The sequence below is a fragment of the Sphaerimonospora cavernae genome (assembly GCF_042435035.1).
GTDB classification, from domain to species: Bacteria; Actinomycetota; Actinomycetes; order Streptosporangiales; family Streptosporangiaceae; genus Sphaerimonospora; species Sphaerimonospora cavernae.
Genome location: NZ_JBHMQT010000041.1, coordinates 1 through 19,537, shown reverse-complemented (window position 1 = coordinate 19,537; position 19,537 = coordinate 1). Strand labels below are relative to the sequence as shown.

Here is a 19,537-nt window from a genome sequence, read left to right as displayed (position 1 = left end):
GAACGGGGTGCCGGAGGAACGCTACGAGCCGGCGATGCGGCTCGCGCTGGCGGAGGCCGTACGGGCCGGGCAGCGCGGTGAGGTGCCGGTGGGCGCGGTGGTGCTGGGACCGGACGGCGCGATCCTGTGGACGGCCGGCAACGACCGCGAGACGAGCGGCGATCCCACCGCGCACGCCGAGCTGCTCGCACTGCGCGAGGCGGCGCGGGTGACCGGGGAGTGGCGGCTCACCGGCTGCACTCTCGTCGTGACGCTCGAACCCTGCACGATGTGCGCCGGGGCCGCGGTCCTCGCCCGGGTCGATCGGGTGGTGTACGGCGCGGCGGATGAGAAGGGCGGCGCGGCGGGCTCGCTGTGGGACGTCATCAGGGACCGCCGGCTCAACCACCGGCCCGAGGTCGTCATGGGTGTGCTGGCCGACGAATGCGCCGCCGTGCTCGGGGAGTTCTTCGCCGCCCGCCGCGGCTGAGCCGCCAATGAGGCGGCCCGCGAGCCGGCCAGGAGCGGTCACGGAGCGGACGTGGCGGGGGAATCGCCGACGGATGCGGGGAAACGGATGCGCGGGTATCACCGTTCGTCCGGTAAGCTGCTGCGCGGTGGAGTCGCCTAGTGGCCGAGGGCGCACGCCTCGAAAGCGTGTGTAGGGCAACCTACCGTGGGTTCAAATCCCACCTCCACCGCCACTGCGATGTCTCAGGACATCGGAAACCCTCGAACCTACGGTTCGGGGGTTTCGTGTTGTCCGGGAGCATTCGGGAGCGACGGGAAGCTTCGCGGGCGACGACTGTGAGACCGGGTCACTTCTCCAGCTCGAGGATTCGCGCGTGCAGCACGGAGCGCTGGTGGAGGGCGGCCCGAAGGGCGCGATGAAGTCCGTCTTCGAGGTAGAGGTCGTCCCGCCACTGGACGACGTGCGGGAAGAGGTCCCCGTAGAACGTCGAGTCCTTGGCCAGCAGCGAGTTGAGGTCCAGCACCGCCTTGGTGGTGATCAGCATGTCGAGCCGGATCTGACGGGGCGGGATCTGCGCCCACTCGCGGTGTGACAGACCGTGGTCCGGATAGGGACGGCCATCACCGATCATTTTAAAGATCACGGTATGTAGTTTAAGAGAGAGTCACGTCCACGAGGTCCCGAGCCTGTCGCAGGGCCATGCCCGGAATACTCGAGATGCCCGGGGCGGGGTCAGATGCCTCCGGAGAAGGTGTCGCACATGGACGGGTCGCCGGATTTGTAGCCCCTCTTGAACCACTTCGTCCGCTGCGCCGACGTGCCGTGCGTGAACGCCTCCGGGTCGACCCGGCCGCGTGCCCGCTTCTGGATGCGGTCGTCGCCGACGGCGGCCGCGGCGTCGAGCGCCTGCCGGATGTCGGTGTCGGTGAACCTCCGGGCGTAGAGGCCGGTGCTCACGGCGTTGTCGGCCCAGACACCCGCGTAGCAGTCCGCCTGGAGTTCTAGCCGTACGGAGCCGCTCGCGGCGCCCCTGCCCTGGCCGGCCCGGTCCATCGTGCCGAGTAGGTTCTGCACGTGATGCCCGTACTCGTGCCCGATCACGTACGCCTGCGCGAAGGGGCCGCCCTCGGCGCCGAACTGGGACCGAAGCTGATCGAAGAAGGACAGGTCGAGATAGACGTGTCTGTCGGCCGGGCAGTAGAAGGGGCCGACAGAGGAGTCGGCGTAACCGCAACCGGTGTTGACGCCGCCGGAGAACAGGGTGGTCTTGGCGGTGCGATAGTTGGAGACCTCGCCCTTCCAGTACTTCTGGATGCTGTTGACCACCCCGACGACCCGGCATTTCTCGGACTGGTCGGCGTCCGCGCCCGTCTGGCACTGCCGGCTCAGGTCGGTACCGGGTCGCAGCCCACCCGGCTGTGCCTCCCCGCCGCCGAGGATTTCGGCGGGGTCGACCCCGAAGACCAGGGCGAGGATGAGCGCGATGATGCCGGCCGCCCCGCCGCCGATGGCCAGGCCGCCGCCTCTGGATCTGCCTCCGACGTCCTCCACCTGTGAGGCGTCGAGCCGCGCTCGGTCATCGAAATCCACCTGGGACGCTCCCGCTGTTGGGACGCTGACTTGCGCGATCGGTTGCCATCGCCATTCCGCCCTGCCCAGAATCCGCAAGATCAGTCGCCGTCGTACCCTTCATGCGTAGTATGCGGGGGTGTCGCTTCTCCCCACTCCGGCGACGCGGGAGCCGTACGCTGCTTCGCTTTCCGTTCGCGACCGGCTGCTGCCGCCGATGCCGGACAATCCCCTGTGGGGATGGCTAGGCCCCCTGGTCGTGGCGTTGTTCGGGGGGTTTCTGCGCTTCTATCACCTTGGCACGCCGCATGCGGTGGTCTTCGACGAGACCTATTACGCCAAGCATGCCTTCTCACTGATCACCCATGGTGTCGAGCGGAAGTTCGTCGATGACGCCGACAGCCTGATGCTGCACGGCAGCGAGCATCTCTTCGCGACCTGCGAGACCGTCCAGGACTGCGCGGTCTACGCCATGCATCCGCCACTCGGCAACTGGATGATCGGCGTGGGGGAATGGCTGTTCGGCCTGACCCCGTTCGGCTGGCGGTTCATGCCCGCGCTCGTCGGCACCGTATCCGTGCTCATCCTCGCCCGGGTGGCCCGCCGGATGACCCGCTCGACGCTGCTCGGCTGCCTCGCGGGCTTCCTGCTCGCCCTGGACGGCCTGCACTTCGTGCTCTCCCGTACGGCACTGCTGGACATCTTCCTGATGTTCTGGGTGCTGGCCGGATTCGCCTGCCTGCTGGTGGATCGGGAGCGGGTCCGGGAGCGACTGGTGGAGTGGCACGCCGCGGCCGCCACGCCGACCGGGCCGCGGCTGGGCCTGCGGCCATGGCGCCTGGCCGCCGGCCTCTGCCTGGGCGCGGCGTTGGCGACGAAGTGGACGGGCCTGTTCTTCATCCTGGCCTTCGGGGTCATGACGCTCGTCTGGGATGCCGGCGCCCGGCGGGCGGTGGGCCTGCGCCGCCTGGAGGCGGCGCGGCTGGACTGGCCACTCGGAGCCGCGTGGCTGGGGGGCGTGCCGATCGTCGTCTATGTCGCGTCGTTCGGCGGCTGGCTGGCCACGGCCGGAGGATGGGGCCGCGACTGGGACGGGGCCACGTCACCCGGGCGGTCGTTCGTCATCGACTCGCTGCGCTCGCTGGTCACCTACCAACTCCAACTGCTCGGCTCCCATACGAGTCTGAGCACCCACCACGGCTACCAGTCCGATCCGTGGACCTGGCCACTGCTGCTGCGGCCCGCGGCGTTCTTCTACGAGAAGACCGCCGCTGGGTGCGGCGCGGACGAATGCTTCTCGTCGATCGTCGGCGCCGGCACCCCTCTCATCTGGTACGCGGCGCTGCCCGCGCTCGCCGCCATGATCGGCTGGTATCTCGCCGCGCGTGACTGGCGGGCCGGAGCCGTGCTCCTGGCGTACGGCATGGGGTGGCTGCCGTGGTTCTACTACGCGATCGCCGACCACCGCACGATGTACCTGTTCTACACGCTTCCCGTGCTGCCCTTCATGATCCTGGCCGTCGTCCTGTCCTGCGGCCTGATCATGGGCACGAACGGGGCCTCCTCGGAGCGGCGCACGATCGGTGTCACCCTGGTGGGTGCGTTCGCGCTGCTGGCGCTGGTTAACTTCTGGTGGATTTCGCCCATCCTCACCGCCGAGCCTCTGACGTACTCCGAGTGGCTCAGCCGGATGTTCTTGCGCAGCTGGATCTGACCGTCAGAATGTCGATCGTGGATGAATACCTTGCCGACTACGAGCGGCGGAACGGACCAATCTCGGCAGAGGCGCTGGACAGGGCACGCCAACTCTTCGACGAGGTGTTCGCCGAGGAGGGCGATGGCCTCCAGGACGCTGAACCACGACGCTGAACCACGACGCTGAACCACGACGCTGAACCACGACGCACATGCCCGCCGACAGACTGCGACTGTCAGACCTTCCTGATGGCGATGCGATCCGGCACGAGCTTCTCGAGATCGTCGATGTCAGAGGTGAACACCGTGACTTGGCCTCTCTGACGTCGCGCTACGACGGCGAGCATGGCGTCGATGGCGTACTTATGGCCGTGCAGGCCAACATCGGCGAGGATCCGGCGAGCCTGTCGCGCCTCCGCCTTTCCCAGCTCGGCCACGTTCACACGCGACAGTACCCAGTCCCAGCGCTGTTCTGTGGTCCTGCCGTCGTGCGCCTCCACCACCGTCATAGGTGAGGTCACGACCTCGGCTTCGCCTCGCGCGGCAAGGTCGAGTCTGGCAATCATCATCCGGTCGCCGCGGACAGCGAGCGACAGTGCCTCGCTGTCCAGCACAAAGACACGGAGCTGCATGGCTTCCCCACCGCGATTCCTCACGCTGCCGCTCCGCCGCGCTTGCTCTGAGCGGCGCGGCGTCGCGCGTGCTCCGCGTCAAGGTCATCGAGTTCTCGGTATGCGGCTGAGCGCTCATCTGCGGTGACTGGTCCGTGCTCTTCCTCTAGCCAGACGACTAGTTCCCGAAGCCGGTCGCGGTCGCGCTTGTACCGGAGTGCCTCTGCGACATAGGCAGAGAGCCCGCGCTCGGCCGCATCCGAGCGGATCTCCTCCAGGAGTTCCTCGGGAATGGTGACTGTCACCTTCTTGGTTGCCATACTCGAGACCATACTTGCCATAGTCTGAACGGACAAGGATGGAAGCTCTGGGCACGGTTGTGGGGAACCCGAGACGGAGACGCACGAAGGGCCCGGCTGGATCTGTCCGGGCCCTTCGTGTTCTTGCTGCTCAACCAAGCGCGGAGGATGCGAGATTCGAACTCGCGAGGGGTTGCCCCCAACACGCTTTCCAAGCGTGCGCCCTAGGCCAACTAGGCGAATCCTCCGCCGAAAAGCTTAGCGGACTTTCCGGGGTGTGGTGACCAGTGACGTGACCGTGACTTTCGCGGTCCGCGCATCCCCCCGGAGTGGTTAGACTGTCGAAGGACCCCTCGCGCGGCGTCATCCTGTGAACCTCCCCAGGGCCGGAAGGCAGCAAGGATAAGCGGGCTCTGGCGGGTGTGCGAGGGGTTCTTCAGTTGGCGGAACCAGCCAGCGGAACCGCCCGCCGGGTCTACCCCCCGAGGAGACGGCATGAGTCTTGCGCTGTACCGCAAGTACAGACCCGGGACATTCGCCGAGGTCAAGGGGCAGGAACACGTCACAGAACCGCTGCGTCAGGCGCTGCGGAGCGGTCGCGTCAACCACGCCTACCTGTTCAGTGGTCCGCGTGGTTGCGGTAAAACCTCCAGTGCCCGCATTCTCGCTCGCTCCCTCAACTGCGAGAAGGGGCCGACGCCCGATCCGTGCGGCGAGTGCGAGTCATGCGTCGCCCTCGCTCCCACCGGGCCGGGCCACCTCGACGTGATCGAGATCGACGCGGCCTCACACGGCGGCGTCGACGACGCGCGGGATCTGCGGGAGCGGGCCTTCTTCGCCCCGGTCGCGGCCCGCTTCAAGATCTACATCATCGACGAGGCCCACATGGTCACCCGTGAGGGCTTCAACGCGCTGCTGAAGCTCGTCGAGGAGCCTCCGCCGCACCTCAAGTTCGTCTTCGCCACCACCGAACCGGAGAAGGTCATCGGGACGATCAAGTCCCGGACCCACCACTATCCCTTCCGGCTCATGCCGCCCGCCACGCTCCGGCAGCTCATGGAGGAGATCCTCGAGTCGGAGTCCGTGCCGTACGAACCGGCCGCACTGCCGCTCGTGGTCCGTGCGGGCGCCGGATCGGCCCGCGACTCGCTGTCGATCCTCGATCAGCTCCTCGCCGGCGCGGACGAGGCGGGCATCACCTACCAGCGTGCCGTTTCGCTGCTCGGCTACACGGACGGCGATCTGCTCGACGAGGTGGTCGACGCGTTCGCCCGGCGTGACGGCGCGCAGGTGTTCCACACGGTCAACCGGGTGATCGAGGGCGGCCACGACCCCCGCCGCTTCGCGACGGACCTGCTGGAGCGCCTCCGCGACCTGGTGATCCTCGCCAACGTGCCGGAGGCGTCGTCCAGCGGGCTGCTCGATCGGCCGGCTGACGAACTGGAACGTTTGCAGGTGCAGGCCGCGTCCATGGGATCGGCCGAGCTGACCCGGGCGGCCGAGGTGTTCAACGCGGGGCTGACCGAGATGCGCGGGGCCACCTCCCCCCGGCTGCTGCTCGAGTTGATGTGCGCCCGGGTGCTGCTGCCCGCGGCCGATCAGGGCGAGTTGGCGCTGCTGGCCCGGCTCGAACGGCTGGAGCGGCTGGAACGCGGTGTGCCCGCCGCCGTGGCCGCACCCGCGGCACCCGTCGCCACTCCTGCCGCCACTCCTGACGCAGTCCCGCAGCCGGTCGCGGCACAGCCTCAGCCCGCCTCCCCGTCGGTGGCCCCTCGTACCGCCCCTCATACGGTCCCTCGTACGGCCCCCGCCCCCGTGGCGGATGACTGGCCCACGCCCGCACGGCCGGGTGGTGCTCCGGCCGCGGACGTCCGTACGGCTCCGCCCGCCGGGAGCGCGCAGTCGGCGCAGCACGGTGGACAGCACGGACCGGTGCAGCAGGCGTGGCCGCAGGTGCTCGAAGCGATCAAGAACCGCCAGAAGGTCGCGTGGATTCTCCTCTGTCAGGGCAGGCTGCTCGGCGTCGAGGGCAACGTGGTGACCGTCGGCTTCGAGAAGCCCGGCGACGTGCAGGGCTTCATCAAGGGCAAGCGCGACGAGCTGGTGGCCGCCGCCCTCGGCGACGTGCTCGGCGGAAGCTGGCGGGTCGAGGTGGTGGTCGGCAGCTCCGGGCCCGCCGGTGCGGCGCGCGGCCCTGCCCCCCATCCTCAGGCCCCCCATCCTCAGGCCTCCCACGCACAGAACCGGCGCCCTCCAGCGCCGCAGGGGACGCAGGGGACGCAGAGTGCCGGCAGCGCCGTTCGATCGTCGGCGGCGTCCGGCGACGTCGGCCGCCCGCCGGCCGGCGCACCGAGCCGGGACGGCCAGGAGGCAGCGCCCGGCGGCCCGAGCGGTGGGACGGGTGGCGGAGTGAGCGACGGCCAGGACGGGCGCGCCGCCACGGGCGACGGATCCCGGACCGACGGCGAGTCCCGTACGACCGACGAGACCTGGCCGGACGAGCCGCTGGCCGAGTCGTCGGATGAGTCGTCGGACGGCTTCAACCGGCCGGCGACGCCCCCCCGATCCGGCTCGGCGGCCAGATTCGCCGCCAGGGCCGCGGCTCAGAGCAGGCCGCGCCAGGCATGGCCGGACGCCGTGCCCGGCCGGAACCGGACTGGCGCCGATTTCGACGACGTCGATCCGGTCAACGACGCCGACGCCGACGTGAGCGATCTCACCGGCCTGGCCCTGGTCCAGCGGGAGCTCGGCGGCCAGATCATCGAGGAGATCGACCACTCCTGAGGCGGTGAAGGGCCGAGCGGACGCACGGGCCGTGCCGTACGCGATCCGATCGCCGGGAACACGTGCGCACACCGGTGTCGGAACGGCGGTGGACACCGTAGGCTCATCGCGACGAACATGTCGCTGGACGCTGAGGGAGCACACGATCGTGAATCCAGGGGATGTCAACCTCCAGCATTTGCTGGAGCAGGCTCAGCTGATGCAGCAGCAGCTCGTCACCGCACAGCAGGAGCTCAGCGATGCCGAGATCGAGGGAAGCGCCGGAGGCGGCCTCGTCGTCGCGACCGTGAACGGGAGCGGCGAGCTGCTCGAACTGGAGATCAGTCCGTCGACCATCGACGTCGACGACCCGCAGGAGACCGCCGAGACGGTCGCCGATCTCGTTCTGGCGGCGGTCCGGGACGCAGTGCGCGCCGCAGCCGAGTTGCAGGAGGAGAAGCTCGGTCCGCTCGCGCAGGGACTCGGAGGCGGCCTCGGCCAGCTGCCGGGGTTCTAGCCATGTATGAGGGGGTCGTCCAGAATCTGATCGACGAGCTGGGGCTGCTGCCCGGCGTCGGTCCCAAGAGTGCGCAGCGCATCGCGTTCCACGTGCTCGCCGCCGATCCGACGGACGTGAAGCGGCTGGCGCACGCGCTGCTCGAGGTCAAGGAGAAGGTCCGTTTCTGCCGGATCTGCGGCAATGTCGCGGCGGAGGACGAGTGCCGGATCTGCCGCGATCCCCGACGCGACCCGCAGGTGATCTGCGTGGTCGAGGAGTCGAAGGACGTCGTGGCGATCGAGAAGACCCGCGAGTTCCGTGGCCGCTATCACGTGCTCGGCGGGGCGATCAGTCCGATCGACGGCATCGGTCCGGACGACCTGAAGATTCGCGAGCTGATGGTGCGGCTGGCCGACGGCCAGGTGACAGAGTTGATTCTCGCGACCGATCCGAACCTCGAGGGCGAGGCGACGGCCACCTACCTGGCCAGGCTCGTCAAGCCCATGGGGTTGAAAGTGACACGACTGGCCAGCGGCCTGCCGGTGGGCGGTGACCTCGAGTACGCGGACGAGGTCACCCTGGGCCGCGCTTTCGAAGGACGGAGGCTGCTGGATGTCTGACGAGTGGAACGATCTGGCCGCACGGGTCGCCGGGCACGCGCAGAACTACATCGACGGCCTGACCCGCCTGGCGAGCGGTGAGGGCGGCGACGCGATCCTGCCGCTGCTGCTGGTGGAGGTGGCCCAGGTCAGTCTCGCGGGCACCCAGCTCGGGGCCGTGCAGGACGTGATCCTGCAGGGCAACTTCGAGCCGCCGCTGGGCGAGGACCCCGACATCGATCCCCTTCGTACTGCTCTCGCCGTACGGCTGGGCCCGGTGGACGACTACGCCGAGGTGTTCGATCCGTACAAGGACACGGCGGTCACGCCGTACCGGCTGTCGGACGATCTCACGGCGGTGGCGGCCGACCTGATCCACGGGCTGCGGCACTACCGGGCCGGCCGGCCGCTGGAGGCGCTGTGGTGGTGGCAGTACTCGTATTTCAACACCTGGGGAAACCACGCCGGAGCTGCGCTGCGCGCCCTGCACGCCCTGGTCGCACACACCCGTCTCGACGTGGTCGAGGAGAGCACCACCGTCTGAGCCGTCCACATAGCCGTCATAGCCGTCCACATGTTGGTCCGCCTCGGCTTGTCAGAATGCACCCCAAGTACACTGTGAGCTCCACGTCCTGATTCGTTGGAGATTCCAGTGGCGCTCGTTGTTCAGAAGTACGGTGGTTCGTCGGTGGCGGACGCGGCCTGCATCAAGCGGGTCGCGCAGCGGATCGTCACGACGAAAAAAGCCGGCAACGAGGTCGTGGTGGTCGTGTCCGCGATGGGCGACACCACTGACGAGCTGCTGGAACTGGCCCAGCAGGTGTCGCCGCTGCCTCCGGGGCGCGAGCTGGACATGCTGCTGACCGCCGGCGAACGCATCTCGATGGCGTTGCTCGCGATGGCCATCGCCAACCTGGGCCACGAGGCGCGCAGCTTCACCGGCTCCCAGGCGGGCGTCATCACCGACTCGACCCACGGCAGGGCGCGCATCATCGACGTGACGCCCGGGCGCATCCGCGAGGCGCTGGACGTCGGCCAGATCGCGATCGTGGCGGGCTTCCAGGGTGTCTCCCAGAACACAAGAGACATAACGACGCTGGGCCGGGGCGGATCCGACACCACGGCCGTCGCGCTCGCCGCCGCGCTCGAGGCGGATGTGTGCGAGATCTACACCGATGTGGACGGCATTTTCACCGCCGACCCCCGCATCGTGCCGGCCGCCCAGCAGATCCCGCGCATCTCCTATGACGAGGCGATGGAGATGGCCGCGTGCGGGGCCAAGATCCTGCATCTGCGCTGCGTGGAGTACGCCCGCCGGTTCGGCCTGCCCATCCACGTCAGAAGCTCGTTCAGCACCAGGCAAGGCACCTGGGTCGTGTCCGACCCCTATACCGAAGGAACCGAGATGGAGCAGCCCATCATCTCCGGAGTCGCCCACGACCGGAGCGAGGCCAAGATCACTGTGGTCGGAGTGCCCGACAAGGTCGGCGAGGCTGCCGCCATCTTCAGAACCCTGGCCGATGCCGAGATCAACATCGACATGATCGTGCAGAACGTGTCGGCCGCGGCGACCAGCCGTACGGACATCTCGTTCACGCTCCCGTCCAGCGACAGTCAGGCCGCCCTCACGGCACTGAAGAAGATCCAGAGCCAGGTGGCCTTCGAGTCGCTGCTGTATGACGACCAGATCGGCAAGGTCTCCCTGATCGGGGCGGGGATGCGGTCGCACCCCGGTGTCACGGCGAAGTTCTTCGGCGCGCTGGCCGACGCCGGCGTGAACATCGAAATGATCTCCACCTCGGAGATCCGCATCTCGGTGATCGTGGACCTGGACGACGTGGACACCGCCGTCGCCGCCGCGCACCGCGCATTCAACCTCGACGCCGACCAGGTCGAGGCGGTCGTATACGGAGGTACCGGACGATGAGCGAGCGCAGCGACCAGTCCCGCGGGAAGCCGACCCTCGCCCTTGTCGGTGCGACCGGTGCCGTCGGCACCGTGATGCGTGAGATCATCAGCAACCGCGAGGACGTCTACGGCGAGATCCGCCTGGTCGCGTCCGCCCGGTCGGCCGGCAAGGTCCTGCCGGTGCGCGGCGAGGACGTGGTCGTCCAGGCGTTGACCGCCGAGGTGTTCGACGGCGTCGACATCGCCATCTTCGACGTCCCTGACGAGGTGTCCGCCGAATGGGTGCCGATCGCCGCCGGCCGGGGCGCGATCGTGATCGACAAGTCGGGCACGTTCCGGATGAACCCCGAGGTTCCGCTGGTGGTGCCGGAGGTCAACCCCGGCGACGCCCGCAACCGTCCGCTCGGCATCATCGCGACGCCGAACTGCACCACGCTGTCGATGATGGCCGCCATGGGCGCACTCCACGCGGAGTACGGCCTGCGCGAACTGGTCGTGGCCTCCTACCAGGCGGTCTCCGGCGCCGGCGTGGCCGGGCCGGCCCGGCTGTACGACGAGGTCGAGGCGCTGGCGGGTGACCGTACCGTCGGCCAGGCGGCCGGGGACGTGCGCAAGGTCCTGCAGAACAAGCTCGGCGACGTCGAGTCGCCGTTCCCCGCGCCGATCGCGTTCAACGTCGTGCCGTGGGCGGGATCGCTCAAGGACGACGGCTGGGCGTCGGAGGAGATCAAGCTCCGCAACGAGTCACGTAAGATCCTCGGCATTCCGGATCTCAAGGTCTCGGCGACCTGCGTCCGGGTCCCGGTGGTCACCACGCACTCGCTGGCCGTACACGCGACCTTCGAGCGGGAGATCACGGTGGCGGACGCGCACCGCGTTTTGGAGGCGGCGCCGACGGTGGTCCTGATGGACGACCCGGCGAACGGCGTATACCCGATGCCGATCGACGTCGTGGGCACGGACCCCACCTACGTGGGCCGGATCCGCCAGGCGCTGGACTTCCCGAACACGCTCGACCTCTTCGTCTGCGGTGACAACCTGCGCAAGGGCGCGGCCCTCAACGCGGCGGAGATCGCCGAACTGATCGCGGCCGAGTTCGCCTGAGCGGTCGCCTGAATCTTCTGAGGATCCTGAATCTTCAGCGGAATCAGCGGAATCAGGGGAAGAAGATGTCCCAGTGGGTGCGCTCGTCGGCGTAGACGGCTGAGGGCGTCACGGAGTCGGAGGGCGGACGGTAGAGCGCCGATCCGTCCCCCCGGCTCTTCTGGCGACGGAACTTTCCCTTGATGTATGCGTCGATGCACTTGTTGTGGGCGATGTCGACCTTGTAGCCGTTGCCGTGGCTGTAGCGTCCGGTGGAGTGGCCGACCTCGGTGCCGCCCGTGACGGTGATGTCGCAGTCGCTGGCCCGTTTGAGGTCGATCAGCCGCATGAGCGTGCCGTACCTGATGGACTCCAGTGACGTGCACGACGACCCGCGCCGGTCGGTGCATCCTCCGGTGGACACCCATTTCAGTCCGGCCTCCGCCAGGTGCCGGGCGGCGTCCTGCTGGCCCAGCCTCGTCGCGGCGGCTGAGGCGTCCCAAGTGACGACCTTGGCGGTGAATGTGCCGGCCAGGTTCATCCCGGGCAGCGCCGCGGCGACCTGGGTGACCGTCCCCGGTCCGGGCTCGTCCACCACGGCATCCTCCACCACGGCATCCGCCGCGGCATCTTCCACTGCGAGATCCTCCAATATGGGATCCTCCTCCCTCGGATCTGCTGCCCCGGCATCTTCGGCCGCGGGCTCGTCCGGCGTTGGTTCGCCTGGTGCCGACTGGTCGGGGGTCGGCTGATCGGGTAGGGGCCGGTCGGGTTTCGGCTCCGCCGAGATCTGATACGCCATCGGCAGCAGTGCGCTGACGACCGGCAGGTAGCTCGATATGTCGTTCTGCATGGGCAGGGCGATCAGGACGACGGCGGTCATCCAGGTCCGCACCCACCACGATGGGCGGAAGTACATGTGTTCCCCGGTCGATCATTTCCTGTCCTTCTTGAGAGGGGAGTACCTCGGGGATCGCGACAGGGTGATCAATGCCACCATCCGCGATCGGTCATCCCTGCTGGACGGTGGAATTTGCCGCCGCATGTCGATCATCTAGAGGGTCCGTGACCATCCGGTATCCTTCGGCGGACAGATCGCCGTGGTTCGCGCCGAATGGCGAGTTCACTCGGGTCTGATCCGATTCCTGGTCTTTGAATTCGCCAGGGTTCCGGTCAATGAGACCGGTTTCCGATTCGCCGGGACGAGCTGGCACAAGTGTGGCTTGGCCTGTTGACGAGAGGACGGCGCGGTGGACGAGGTGCTGTCGTTGGACGCGGTCGGCCAGGCGGAAGCCGTACGGAACGGGGTGGTCTCCCCGCGTGAGCCGGCCGAGGCGGCGATCGCCCGCATCGAGGCCCTCGACGGCGAACTCAACGCGGTGATCCACCGGCGGTTCGAGCAGGCCCTCGCAGAGATCGACGACATCCCCGAAGACGCGCTCTTCCGCGGCGTGCCGATCCTGCTCAAAGACATGGGCTGGGAGTCCGCCGGAGACCCCTGCGGCTCGGGATCGAAGATCCTCGACGGCGTGGTGGCCGACCACGACTCCCACGGCACCGCGGCGCTGCGCCGCGCCGGATTCGTGATCCTGGGCCGGACCAACGTGCCCGAGTTGGGCACCACGATCACGACCGAGCCGCTGGCGTTCGGCCCGACCAGGAACCCCTACGACCCGGCCTATTCGGTCGGCGGCTCGAGCGGCGGCTCGGCCGCCGCGGTGGCGGTCGGGATGGTCCCGGTGGGGACCGCGAGCGACGGCGGAGGGTCGATCCGCATCCCGGCGAGCATGTGTGGGCTGGTCGGGTTGAAGCCGACCCGGGGCCGGGTCAGCCACGGACCCTCGCTGGCCGAGTCGTGGGGCGGGCTCTCGACGACCGGTGTGCTCACCCGGACGGTACGGGACACCGCGGCGCTGCTCGACCTGCTCTCCGAGATGATGCCGGGCGACCCGTACGCCGCGCCGGCGTGGCGGCGGCCGCTGGCGGAGGAGGTCGGCGCGGACCCCGGGCGGCTGCGAATCGGGTTGGTCACCGTCCACCCCCGAGGCGACGTGCCCGAGGACACGGAGGCGACCGCCGCCGTGACGCGAACGGCGGAACTGCTGGACTCACTCGGCCACGAGGTCGTACCCGCTCACCCCGAGGCACTTGGTGATCCCGAGTTCCCCATGTATCACGGTGCGCTGATCAGCGCCAACGTGGCCGCCGAGCTGGAGACCGTCGCCGCCTGGCGGGGCAGACCCGTGGAACTGGCGGAGTTGGAGCCGCACAACCGGTTGGTGGCCGACGCCGGCCGGAGCATGACCGCCACCGACTACCTGGCCGCGCTGAGGCTGCTGAACGGATACCGCCGGCGGATGGCGCGGTGGTGGACGGCAGGATCGGGGACGACGGGATTCGATCTGTTGCTCACACCGACGCTCGCCGTCGCGCCCTTCCCGCTCGGCTGGATCTCTGACGACGAGGTCTATCTGGCGCTTGAGCGGGCAGGCCTGGGCGCGGCCTTCACCGCACCGTTCAACTCGACCGGTCAGCCCGCGATCTCGCTCCCGGTGCATCGTACGGCCGAAGGCCTGCCGGTCGGTGTCCAGTTCGTCGCCGCGGCCGGACGGGAGGACCTGCTCGTCCGGATCGCCGCCCAGATCGAGGCCTCCGTGTCTTTCGAACACGGGCCTTTCAAGCACGGGCCTTTCCGGCATTTCCGTTAGGACCTTCAGGAACGGGGACGCTCCGCCGTACGTTAACGAGAGGGCAAAGGGGGCACGGTAACCCGGTGGAGGTGTCCACATGGCGAAGGCGGCGAAGGCAGGACGTGCGGCGGCGACCTGGCGTGCGTACCGCGAGGTGGCCCAGCCCGGCTCGCCCGGGATCGGCAGCCGGATCAAGGCGCTGCCCCGGATGATCGGCGCGGCGCTGCGCGGCCACTATCCCGGACTCACCAAGGGCAAGATCGCCATGTTCGGCGCGGCCGTGGCGTACATCATCTCGCCGATCGACGCCATCCCCGACTTCCTCCTGGGGATCGGCGTGGTCGACGACTTCGGGGTGTTCCTCTGGCTGCTGACGTCGCTGCTCGGCGAGGGCGGCCGGTACGTCGAGTGGGAGCGGCAGGACCCGCCCCCACATCCGGAGACGACCTAGCCAGACCACCTAGCCAGACGACCTAGAGTTGCTCCATTCGCAGCCAGGCCCGGGACGGGAGCGGGTGGCCGAAAAGGCGTGCGGCGTTGCCGTACGCGACCCGGGCGATGTCGGAGGGCGGCAGGTTGCCGAGGTTGCGGGCCACCGCCTGCTGGGAGTCGGGCCAGGTGGACTCGGCCCGGGGATATCCGCTCTCCAGCAGCACGTGCTCCATGCCGACGGCCATCCGGACGGCGCCGAGCGCGCTGTCGTCCAAGGTGCCGAAGAAGAAGTTCCGCCGCAGCACCTCACTCGGCTTGAGGCCGCCCTCCCAGTTGGACTCGCCGGCCACCGGATGATCCAGCGCGTAGTCGACACGCTCGGCCAGCATCGGCAGCCAGCCCACGCCGCCCTCGACGATCAGGATGCGCAGCGCGGGGAAGCGCAGCGCCACCCCCGACCAGAGCCAGTCGGCGCAGGCGAACATCGCGCTCGCCGGGATCAGCGTGGTGATCGCCTCGATCGGCGTGTCCGGCGACGGCACCGGCGCCCATGAGGACGCGCCCGTATGCAGGCAGACGACCGTGCCGGTCTCCTCGCAGGCGGCGAAGAACGGATCCCAGTGGCCGCTGTGGATGGACGGCAGTCGCAGCCTGGTGGGGAATTCGGGGAAGACGACCGCTTTGAAGCCGCGCGCGGCGTTGGCCCTGATCTCCTTGGCGGCGACGTCCGGGTCGCGCAGCCAGGGGATCTGCAGTGCGATCATGCGCTCGGGGTAGGTGCCCGCCCACACGTCGACGTGCCAGTCGTTCCAGGCGCGGACCAGGGCGAGGCCGAGGTCCTGGTCACGCGTCCTGGCGAACAGCACTCCCGCCTGGTTGGCCAGCATGCCGGGGAAGCACAGGGCCGCCCAGATCCCGGCACGGTCCATGTCGGTGATCCTGGCCTCGATGTCATGGCAGCCCGGCCGCATCTCCTCGTAGCGCACCGGGTCGAGCGTCCATTGCTCCTTGGGCAGGCCAGCTCCCACGTCCAGTCCGGCGCACGGGTAGGTGGCCCCGCCGTACCGCCAGACCTGGTGTCCGGCCTCGGTCTCGACGACCTTGGGGGCATGGTCCTTGTACTTCTCGGGCAGGCGGTCGTCGAAGAGATCGGCCGGCTCGATCAGGTGATCGTCCACCGATATGATCACGTAATCCCGCCGCCTCGGCTCTGGGTCGGGATGCAGCGGCGTTGTCACAATGGCAACCGTACGGCCAAGGGGTCACACCGAACAAGCTGCGAGGTCTCCGGTTGGTATCCGTTTGCTCACCCCACGACGCCAAGCCTCGGCAAACATCCTAAACTGACGCTTTTGCCGGGCTTTCCTGTCCGGCTTTCCGCAGGTCGCGGGCCTCCCGTCGGATCAGCATCGCCCAGCCGCCGACCCCTACCCCGATGAAGATCCACCACTGTACGGCATAGGCCAGGTTGAGACCCCCGCCCCCGCCGACGTCGGGCCGCGGCACCGGGTCCGGCGCCGGGTCAGCCTGCGGCTCCTGCTCGGTCAACTCGACGAACCCCCCGAAGAGTTGGTACGGAAGGCTCTTGCCGATCACACCGGTGTCGATCAGCAGAACCTGGCCGGGAGGTAGGCCGCCCCGGTTCCTGATGCCGGTGTCGTCCTCGGACTCAGCTGGCCGGAGGCGGCCGGTGACCGTCACATCGCCGCCGGGAGGCGCGGGGACTCGCGGGTGCGCGTCGGCGGTCGCGCCCGCCGGGACCCAGCCGCGGTTGACCAGAACCGCGCCCTGGGACGTGACGAGCGGGGTCACCACATAGAACCCCACGCGGCTGTTCTGGGTGCGCCGCCGTACGACGACCTCGTGCGCCGGGTCATAACGTCCGGTCACGGTGACCGAGCGGTACCGCATCGCCTTGGGGACAGTCCCGCCGACGGTGTCGACGCTTTCGAGCGACACCACCGGTTCCTTCAGGTTGGCGGTGATCTGGGTGCTCGCCGCGGACCGCGCCTCGAACCTCCCGTACTGCCATTTCCCGAGAAAGAAGAAGGCCGGAATGAGCGCCAGCACGAGCAGGTGGAAGCCGAGCCAGCGCGGCGTGACGAGGAAGCGGTACACGTGAACCAGCGTAGGCAGCCCCCCGGGTGGTCGTGCGCCCGCCCATGAAAGGTTCAGCGAGGCCGACGCAAGCGGGCCCCCGCTGCGGCGCCCCGTCCCACCCGGCAACGCGGCATATCACGTCTGCCGCCGATCCGCCGCAGTATATGAAGCGCGGATGATCGCGCGTCCGAACATCGGATGTTATGATCCTTAAAATCCCGGTCATGTTTGCAGAACAAGGTTCTGTTGCGTCACCATTGAACCTGTGAAGAGCGCGAAGAACGGCCGAGACGGCCGGGCCCGGATCATCGAGGGGGCGCTGCGCCGGTTCAGCCAGAACGGTGTCTCGGCCACCACGCTCGCCAGCCTCCGCCAGGAGAGCGGTGTCAGCGTGGGGAGCTTTTATCACCATTTCACCAGCAAGGAACACGTCTTCGGGGTGCTTTACACCGAGATCCTGGGGATGTACCAGGACGCCTTCCTGGGGGAACTCACCCGGCACGACGACGCGCGCGCCGGGATCGAGGCCATCGTCGCGCGGCACATGGCCTGGTGCGGTGAGCATCCCGAGCGGGCCCGGCTGCTGGTCAGTGAGCGCCCGCCCCGTCGCACCGAGCCCGGTGGCCCGGAGGTGGCGGAGGCGAGGCGGAGCTTCTTCCGGCAGGTGGCCGACTGGTGGCGCCCGCACGTCAAGAACGACGTGCTCCGCCCCGTCTCGTCGACAATGTGCTACGTGCTCTGGCTCGGCCCGGCGCAGGAGATGTGCCGCCTGTGGTTCGCCGGCGCGCATCAGCCCACGGAGGAGGAGATCCGCGGGCTCGGCGAGGCCGCCTGGAACGGCCTGCGCATGACTTAGGTCGTGACCACAGGCCCCATTCGCCGGATATTCGCCCGATCTCCGCCCTGACCATCCGCTGGGTCGCTCGCCAAGTGGGCGTGCAGCGTGCCCGGCCGCGATAGATTCTTCTCCGTGGACGCCCCTTCCGACCTGGTCCTGCGGCTTCGCGACAGGTTCCTTGAGATCGGGTACACGATCGACGGCGTACGGGACCGGCTGGGCGATATGGCCGCGACCGCCCTGGCGCGCGAGGAGACCGTGCCCGCGCTGCGCGCGACCCGTGAGGGCGATCCGCTCGCCGTGCTCATCCGCCTGTGGTGGCTGGGCGTCCCGGTGAGCGCGGCGGCGCCGGACCTGCCGCTGCGCGATCTGATCGATGCCGGCTTGCTGGTCCGGGTGGGCGACACTGTGCAGGCCACCGTTCACCTGCAGCCATGGACCATCTCGCCTATCTCGCCTATCTCGCCCAGCTCGTACGGCTCGGTCGGTGGTACGGACCGCACCGCCTGGGTGGTCTCCGACCGCAAGGTCCGGCCCGGCGACCCGGCGCTGCGGCCCGATCACGTCGTCGGGGCGGGCGGCGCGTCAGCCAGCCTCGCGCAGCTGGCGTGGACCGAGCCGGTGGGACGGGCCCTCGATCTGGGTACCGGCTGCGGGGTGCAGGTGCTCCACCTGGCCGACCGGGCCGATCAGGTCGTCGCGACCGATGTGAACCCCAGGGCGCTTCGACTCGCCCGGCTGAGCTGGGAACTGTCCGGCGTGCCGCGGCAGCGGGTCGACGCGCGGGAGGGGTCGGTGTACGGCCCGGTGCCCGGGGAGCGGTTCGACCTCGTGGTGTCCAACCCGCCGTTCGTGATCTCTCCCGACTCCCGGTACGCGTACCGGGAGTCCGGCTTCCGCGGCGACGAGTTCTGCCGGGACCTGATCCGGCAGGCGCCCCGCCACCTCTGCCCGGGCGGGCACGCCCGGTTTCTGGCCAACTGGCTGCATGTCAGGGGTGAGGACTGGCAGGACAGGGTGGGCGGCTGGCTGACAGAGACCGGTTGCGACGGCTGGGCCGTACAGCGCGATGTCCAGGACCCGGCGGAATACGTCGAGCTGTGGCTGCGCGACTCGGCCGAGCAGGGCACGGCCGCCTACCGGGAGCGATACGACGAATGGCTGTCGTGGTTCGAGTCGATGGGCGTGACCGGTGTCGGGTTCGGCTGGATCGCGCTGCATGACTCGGGCTCGCCGAATCCGGTGGTCCGGGTGGAGGAGCTGCGGCAGCAGGTCGAGTCCCCGGTCGGCGCGCACATCCCGAATGTGCTGCGCGCGGTCAAGGCGGCGCACGCGATGACGGACGAGGACCTGCTGGACGTGCCGCTGCTGATCGCCGACGGGGTGGTGGAGGAGCGGGTCGGCCCGCCCGGCGCCGACGACCCGTCACGGATCCTGCTGAGGCAGACCCGGGGGTTGCGCCGTACCGCGGCCGTGGGCACGGTGGAGGCGGCGCTCGCCGGGGTTTGCGACGGCGAGATCCCCGCGCGCCCGCTGCTGGCCGCGATCGCGGAGCTCACCGGAGCGGAACCGCCCGAACTGCTGCGCCGCGTGCCCGCCGAGCTTCGCGCACTGGTCGCCGAGGGCTTCTTCCGGGTCGCGACCCCAGATTGATCGCCGCACACACAAGCTACCTTCCCGGCGCAGCAGGTCATGACTTTGAAACACGACCTGATCACGTCCTGATCGTGTACTGACTGTTTTGTCCAGGTTCGTCAGCGTCTGCTCGTGTACGAGGGGCCGATGTAGGTGAAGGCCCATCGGTCGGGGCCGATCTGGCGGCGTATGTAGCGGTCGGGGTGCCGGTAGCGGTCCCGGTTGTGATGTTGGCAGGTGGGGCCGAGTTTGGCGAGGTCGGTGCGGCCGCCGTCGCTCCAGTTGTCCACATGGTCGACTTGGCACATGCTCGCCGGGAGGGGACAGCCGTCCACCATGCAGGTGGCGTAACGAGCCAGGACGGC

Annotated in this window: 21 protein-coding genes, 2 tRNA genes and 1 other RNA gene; 15 read left to right on the top strand and 9 right to left on the bottom strand. The window is 68.9% G+C overall.

The window, feature by feature from the left end:
* Nucleotides 1–34 precede the first annotated feature (34 nt).
* On the top strand, nt 35–469 hold the full coding sequence (tadA, locus tag ACFHYQ_RS19075; RefSeq protein ID WP_394302570.1) for a tRNA adenosine(34) deaminase TadA: 435 nt from the start codon (nt 35–37) through the stop codon (nt 467–469).
* A gap of 126 nt (nt 470–595) precedes the next feature.
* A tRNA-Ser gene (locus ACFHYQ_RS19070) sits at nt 596–683 on the top strand.
* Nucleotides 684–797: 114 nt separating this feature from the next.
* Here ACFHYQ_RS19070 and ACFHYQ_RS19065 read toward each other — a convergent pair.
* Nucleotides 798–1,094 carry a type II toxin-antitoxin system VapB family antitoxin gene (locus ACFHYQ_RS19065; RefSeq protein WP_394302513.1) on the bottom strand — a complete coding sequence of 99 codons (297 nt, stop codon included), beginning with the start codon at nt 1,092–1,094 and terminating at the stop codon, nt 798–800.
* Nucleotides 1,095–1,183: 89 nt separating this feature from the next.
* The gene (gene ypfJ / locus ACFHYQ_RS19060) at nt 1,184–2,041 is read right to left on the bottom strand and encodes a KPN_02809 family neutral zinc metallopeptidase (RefSeq protein WP_394302512.1); all 858 of its coding nucleotides are present in this window, start codon (nt 2,039–2,041) and stop codon (nt 1,184–1,186) included.
* Between the two features lie 118 nt (nt 2,042–2,159).
* Here ypfJ and ACFHYQ_RS19055 point away from each other — a divergent pair, with 118 nt between their 5' ends.
* Together ACFHYQ_RS19055 and ACFHYQ_RS19050 are read left to right on the top strand one after the other, a co-directional pair.
* Entirely contained in the window at nt 2,160–3,734 is a 1,575-nt protein-coding gene (locus ACFHYQ_RS19055; RefSeq protein WP_394302511.1) for a dolichyl-phosphate-mannose--protein mannosyltransferase, read from the top strand.
* A gap of 17 nt (nt 3,735–3,751) precedes the next feature.
* Entirely contained in the window at nt 3,752–3,889 is a 138-nt protein-coding gene (locus ACFHYQ_RS19050; protein ID WP_204016880.1) for a hypothetical protein, read from the top strand.
* 62 nt (nt 3,890–3,951) lie between these two features.
* On the opposite strand, the gene ACFHYQ_RS19045 is transcribed toward ACFHYQ_RS19050, so the two are convergent.
* The 3 genes from ACFHYQ_RS19045 to ACFHYQ_RS19035 form a co-directional block, all read right to left on the bottom strand.
* Entirely contained in the window at nt 3,952–4,347 is a 396-nt protein-coding gene (locus ACFHYQ_RS19045; RefSeq protein WP_394302510.1) for a PIN domain-containing protein, read from the bottom strand.
* A 20-nt stretch (nt 4,348–4,367) separates the two neighbouring features.
* Nucleotides 4,368–4,646 carry a ribbon-helix-helix domain-containing protein gene (locus ACFHYQ_RS19040; RefSeq protein WP_204016878.1) on the bottom strand — a complete coding sequence of 93 codons (279 nt, stop codon included), beginning with the start codon at nt 4,644–4,646 and terminating at the stop codon, nt 4,368–4,370.
* Nucleotides 4,647–4,787: 141 nt separating this feature from the next.
* Nucleotides 4,788–4,873 (bottom strand) — tRNA-Ser (locus ACFHYQ_RS19035).
* Between the two features lie 96 nt (nt 4,874–4,969).
* Between ACFHYQ_RS19035 and ffs the strand changes: the two genes are divergently transcribed.
* The 7 genes from ffs to ACFHYQ_RS19000 all read left to right on the top strand — a co-directional run bounded on the left by ffs (nt 4,970) and on the right by ACFHYQ_RS19000 (nt 11,498).
* An RNA gene (gene ffs / locus ACFHYQ_RS19030) (signal recognition particle sRNA small type) lies at nt 4,970–5,065 on the top strand.
* 55 nt (nt 5,066–5,120) lie between these two features.
* Nucleotides 5,121–7,409, top strand: coding sequence for a DNA polymerase III subunit gamma and tau (locus ACFHYQ_RS19025; protein ID WP_394302509.1), 2,289 nt, complete (start codon nt 5,121–5,123; stop codon nt 7,407–7,409).
* A 148-nt stretch (nt 7,410–7,557) separates the two neighbouring features.
* Nucleotides 7,558–7,905 carry a YbaB/EbfC family nucleoid-associated protein gene (locus ACFHYQ_RS19020; protein ID WP_394302508.1) on the top strand — a complete coding sequence of 116 codons (348 nt, stop codon included), beginning with the start codon at nt 7,558–7,560 and terminating at the stop codon, nt 7,903–7,905.
* Between the two features lie 2 nt (nt 7,906–7,907).
* Nucleotides 7,908–8,507 carry a recombination mediator RecR gene (recR, locus tag ACFHYQ_RS19015; protein ID WP_394302507.1) on the top strand — a complete coding sequence of 200 codons (600 nt, stop codon included), beginning with the start codon at nt 7,908–7,910 and terminating at the stop codon, nt 8,505–8,507.
* A complete protein-coding gene (locus ACFHYQ_RS19010) occupies nt 8,500–9,030 on the top strand; it encodes a DUF5063 domain-containing protein (protein WP_394302506.1) in 531 nt (176 codons plus the stop codon). The genes recR and ACFHYQ_RS19010 overlap by 8 nt, the downstream gene beginning before the upstream one ends.
* Before the next feature lie 108 nt (nt 9,031–9,138).
* A complete protein-coding gene (locus tag ACFHYQ_RS19005; RefSeq protein WP_394302505.1) occupies nt 9,139–10,413 on the top strand; it encodes an aspartate kinase in 1,275 nt (424 codons plus the stop codon).
* Nucleotides 10,410–11,498: an aspartate-semialdehyde dehydrogenase gene (locus ACFHYQ_RS19000; RefSeq protein WP_394302504.1), complete on the top strand. Its 1,089-nt coding sequence runs from the start codon at nt 10,410–10,412 to the stop codon at nt 11,496–11,498. The genes ACFHYQ_RS19005 and ACFHYQ_RS19000 overlap by 4 nt, the downstream gene beginning before the upstream one ends.
* 52 nt (nt 11,499–11,550) lie before the next feature.
* On the opposite strand, the gene ACFHYQ_RS18995 is transcribed toward ACFHYQ_RS19000, so the two are convergent.
* Complete coding sequence (locus ACFHYQ_RS18995) at nt 11,551–12,360, bottom strand: hypothetical protein (RefSeq protein WP_394302503.1); 810 nt, start codon at nt 12,358–12,360, stop codon at nt 11,551–11,553.
* A gap of 367 nt (nt 12,361–12,727) precedes the next feature.
* Here ACFHYQ_RS18995 and ACFHYQ_RS18990 point away from each other — a divergent pair, with 367 nt between their 5' ends.
* Both ACFHYQ_RS18990 and ACFHYQ_RS18985 read left to right on the top strand, forming a co-directional pair.
* Nucleotides 12,728–14,185: an amidase gene (locus ACFHYQ_RS18990; protein ID WP_394302502.1), complete on the top strand. Its 1,458-nt coding sequence runs from the start codon at nt 12,728–12,730 to the stop codon at nt 14,183–14,185.
* A 79-nt stretch (nt 14,186–14,264) separates the two neighbouring features.
* Nucleotides 14,265–14,618 (top strand): YkvA family protein, encoded by a 354-nt coding sequence (locus ACFHYQ_RS18985; RefSeq protein ID WP_394302501.1) that lies wholly within the window; start codon nt 14,265–14,267, stop codon nt 14,616–14,618.
* 22 nt (nt 14,619–14,640) lie between these two features.
* Here the strand turns inward: ACFHYQ_RS18985 and ACFHYQ_RS18980 are convergent, their stop codons facing one another.
* A complete protein-coding gene (locus ACFHYQ_RS18980) occupies nt 14,641–15,837 on the bottom strand; it encodes an amidohydrolase family protein (RefSeq protein WP_394302500.1) in 1,197 nt (398 codons plus the stop codon).
* 100 nt (nt 15,838–15,937) lie between these two features.
* On the bottom strand, nt 15,938–16,717 hold the full coding sequence (locus ACFHYQ_RS18975) for an SURF1 family cytochrome oxidase biogenesis protein (RefSeq protein ID WP_394302499.1): 780 nt from the start codon (nt 16,715–16,717) through the stop codon (nt 15,938–15,940).
* Nucleotides 16,718–16,964: 247 nt separating this feature from the next.
* On the opposite strand from ACFHYQ_RS18975, the gene ACFHYQ_RS18970 reads away from it, so the two are divergent.
* Entirely contained in the window at nt 16,965–17,555 is a 591-nt protein-coding gene (locus tag ACFHYQ_RS18970) for a TetR/AcrR family transcriptional regulator (RefSeq protein WP_394302498.1), read from the top strand.
* Between the two features lie 114 nt (nt 17,556–17,669).
* Complete coding sequence (locus ACFHYQ_RS18965; protein ID WP_394302497.1) at nt 17,670–19,190, top strand: DUF7059 domain-containing protein; 1,521 nt, start codon at nt 17,670–17,672, stop codon at nt 19,188–19,190.
* Nucleotides 19,191–19,291: 101 nt separating this feature from the next.
* Here the strand turns inward: ACFHYQ_RS18965 and ACFHYQ_RS18960 are convergent.
* Nucleotides 19,292–19,537 (bottom strand): HNH endonuclease signature motif containing protein (locus tag ACFHYQ_RS18960; RefSeq protein ID WP_394302496.1); only part of this gene is annotated, 246 nt, incomplete at its 5' end.

What these genes read in the sequence shown, in the direction of transcription:
- ACFHYQ_RS19025 (WP_394302509.1), top strand. Translation starts at nt 5,121, where the DNA reads ATGAGTCTTGCGCTGTACCGCAAGTACAGACCCGGGACATTCGCCGAG.
- ACFHYQ_RS19000 (WP_394302504.1), top strand. Translation starts at nt 10,410, where the DNA reads ATGAGCGAGCGCAGCGACCAGTCCCGCGGGAAGCCGACCCTCGCCCTT.
- ACFHYQ_RS18995 (WP_394302503.1), bottom strand. Translation starts at nt 12,360, where the DNA reads ATGACCGCCGTCGTCCTGATCGCCCTGCCCATGCAGAACGACATATCG.
- ACFHYQ_RS18985 (WP_394302501.1), top strand. Translation starts at nt 14,265, where the DNA reads ATGGCGAAGGCGGCGAAGGCAGGACGTGCGGCGGCGACCTGGCGTGCG.
- ACFHYQ_RS19040 (WP_204016878.1), bottom strand. Translation starts at nt 4,646, where the DNA reads ATGGCAACCAAGAAGGTGACAGTCACCATTCCCGAGGAACTCCTGGAG.
- tadA (WP_394302570.1), top strand. Translation starts at nt 35, where the DNA reads ATGCGGCTCGCGCTGGCGGAGGCCGTACGGGCCGGGCAGCGCGGTGAG.
- recR (WP_394302507.1), top strand. Translation starts at nt 7,908, where the DNA reads ATGTATGAGGGGGTCGTCCAGAATCTGATCGACGAGCTGGGGCTGCTG.
- ACFHYQ_RS19010 (WP_394302506.1), top strand. Translation starts at nt 8,500, where the DNA reads ATGTCTGACGAGTGGAACGATCTGGCCGCACGGGTCGCCGGGCACGCG.
- ACFHYQ_RS19045 (WP_394302510.1), bottom strand. Translation starts at nt 4,347, where the DNA reads ATGCAGCTCCGTGTCTTTGTGCTGGACAGCGAGGCACTGTCGCTCGCT.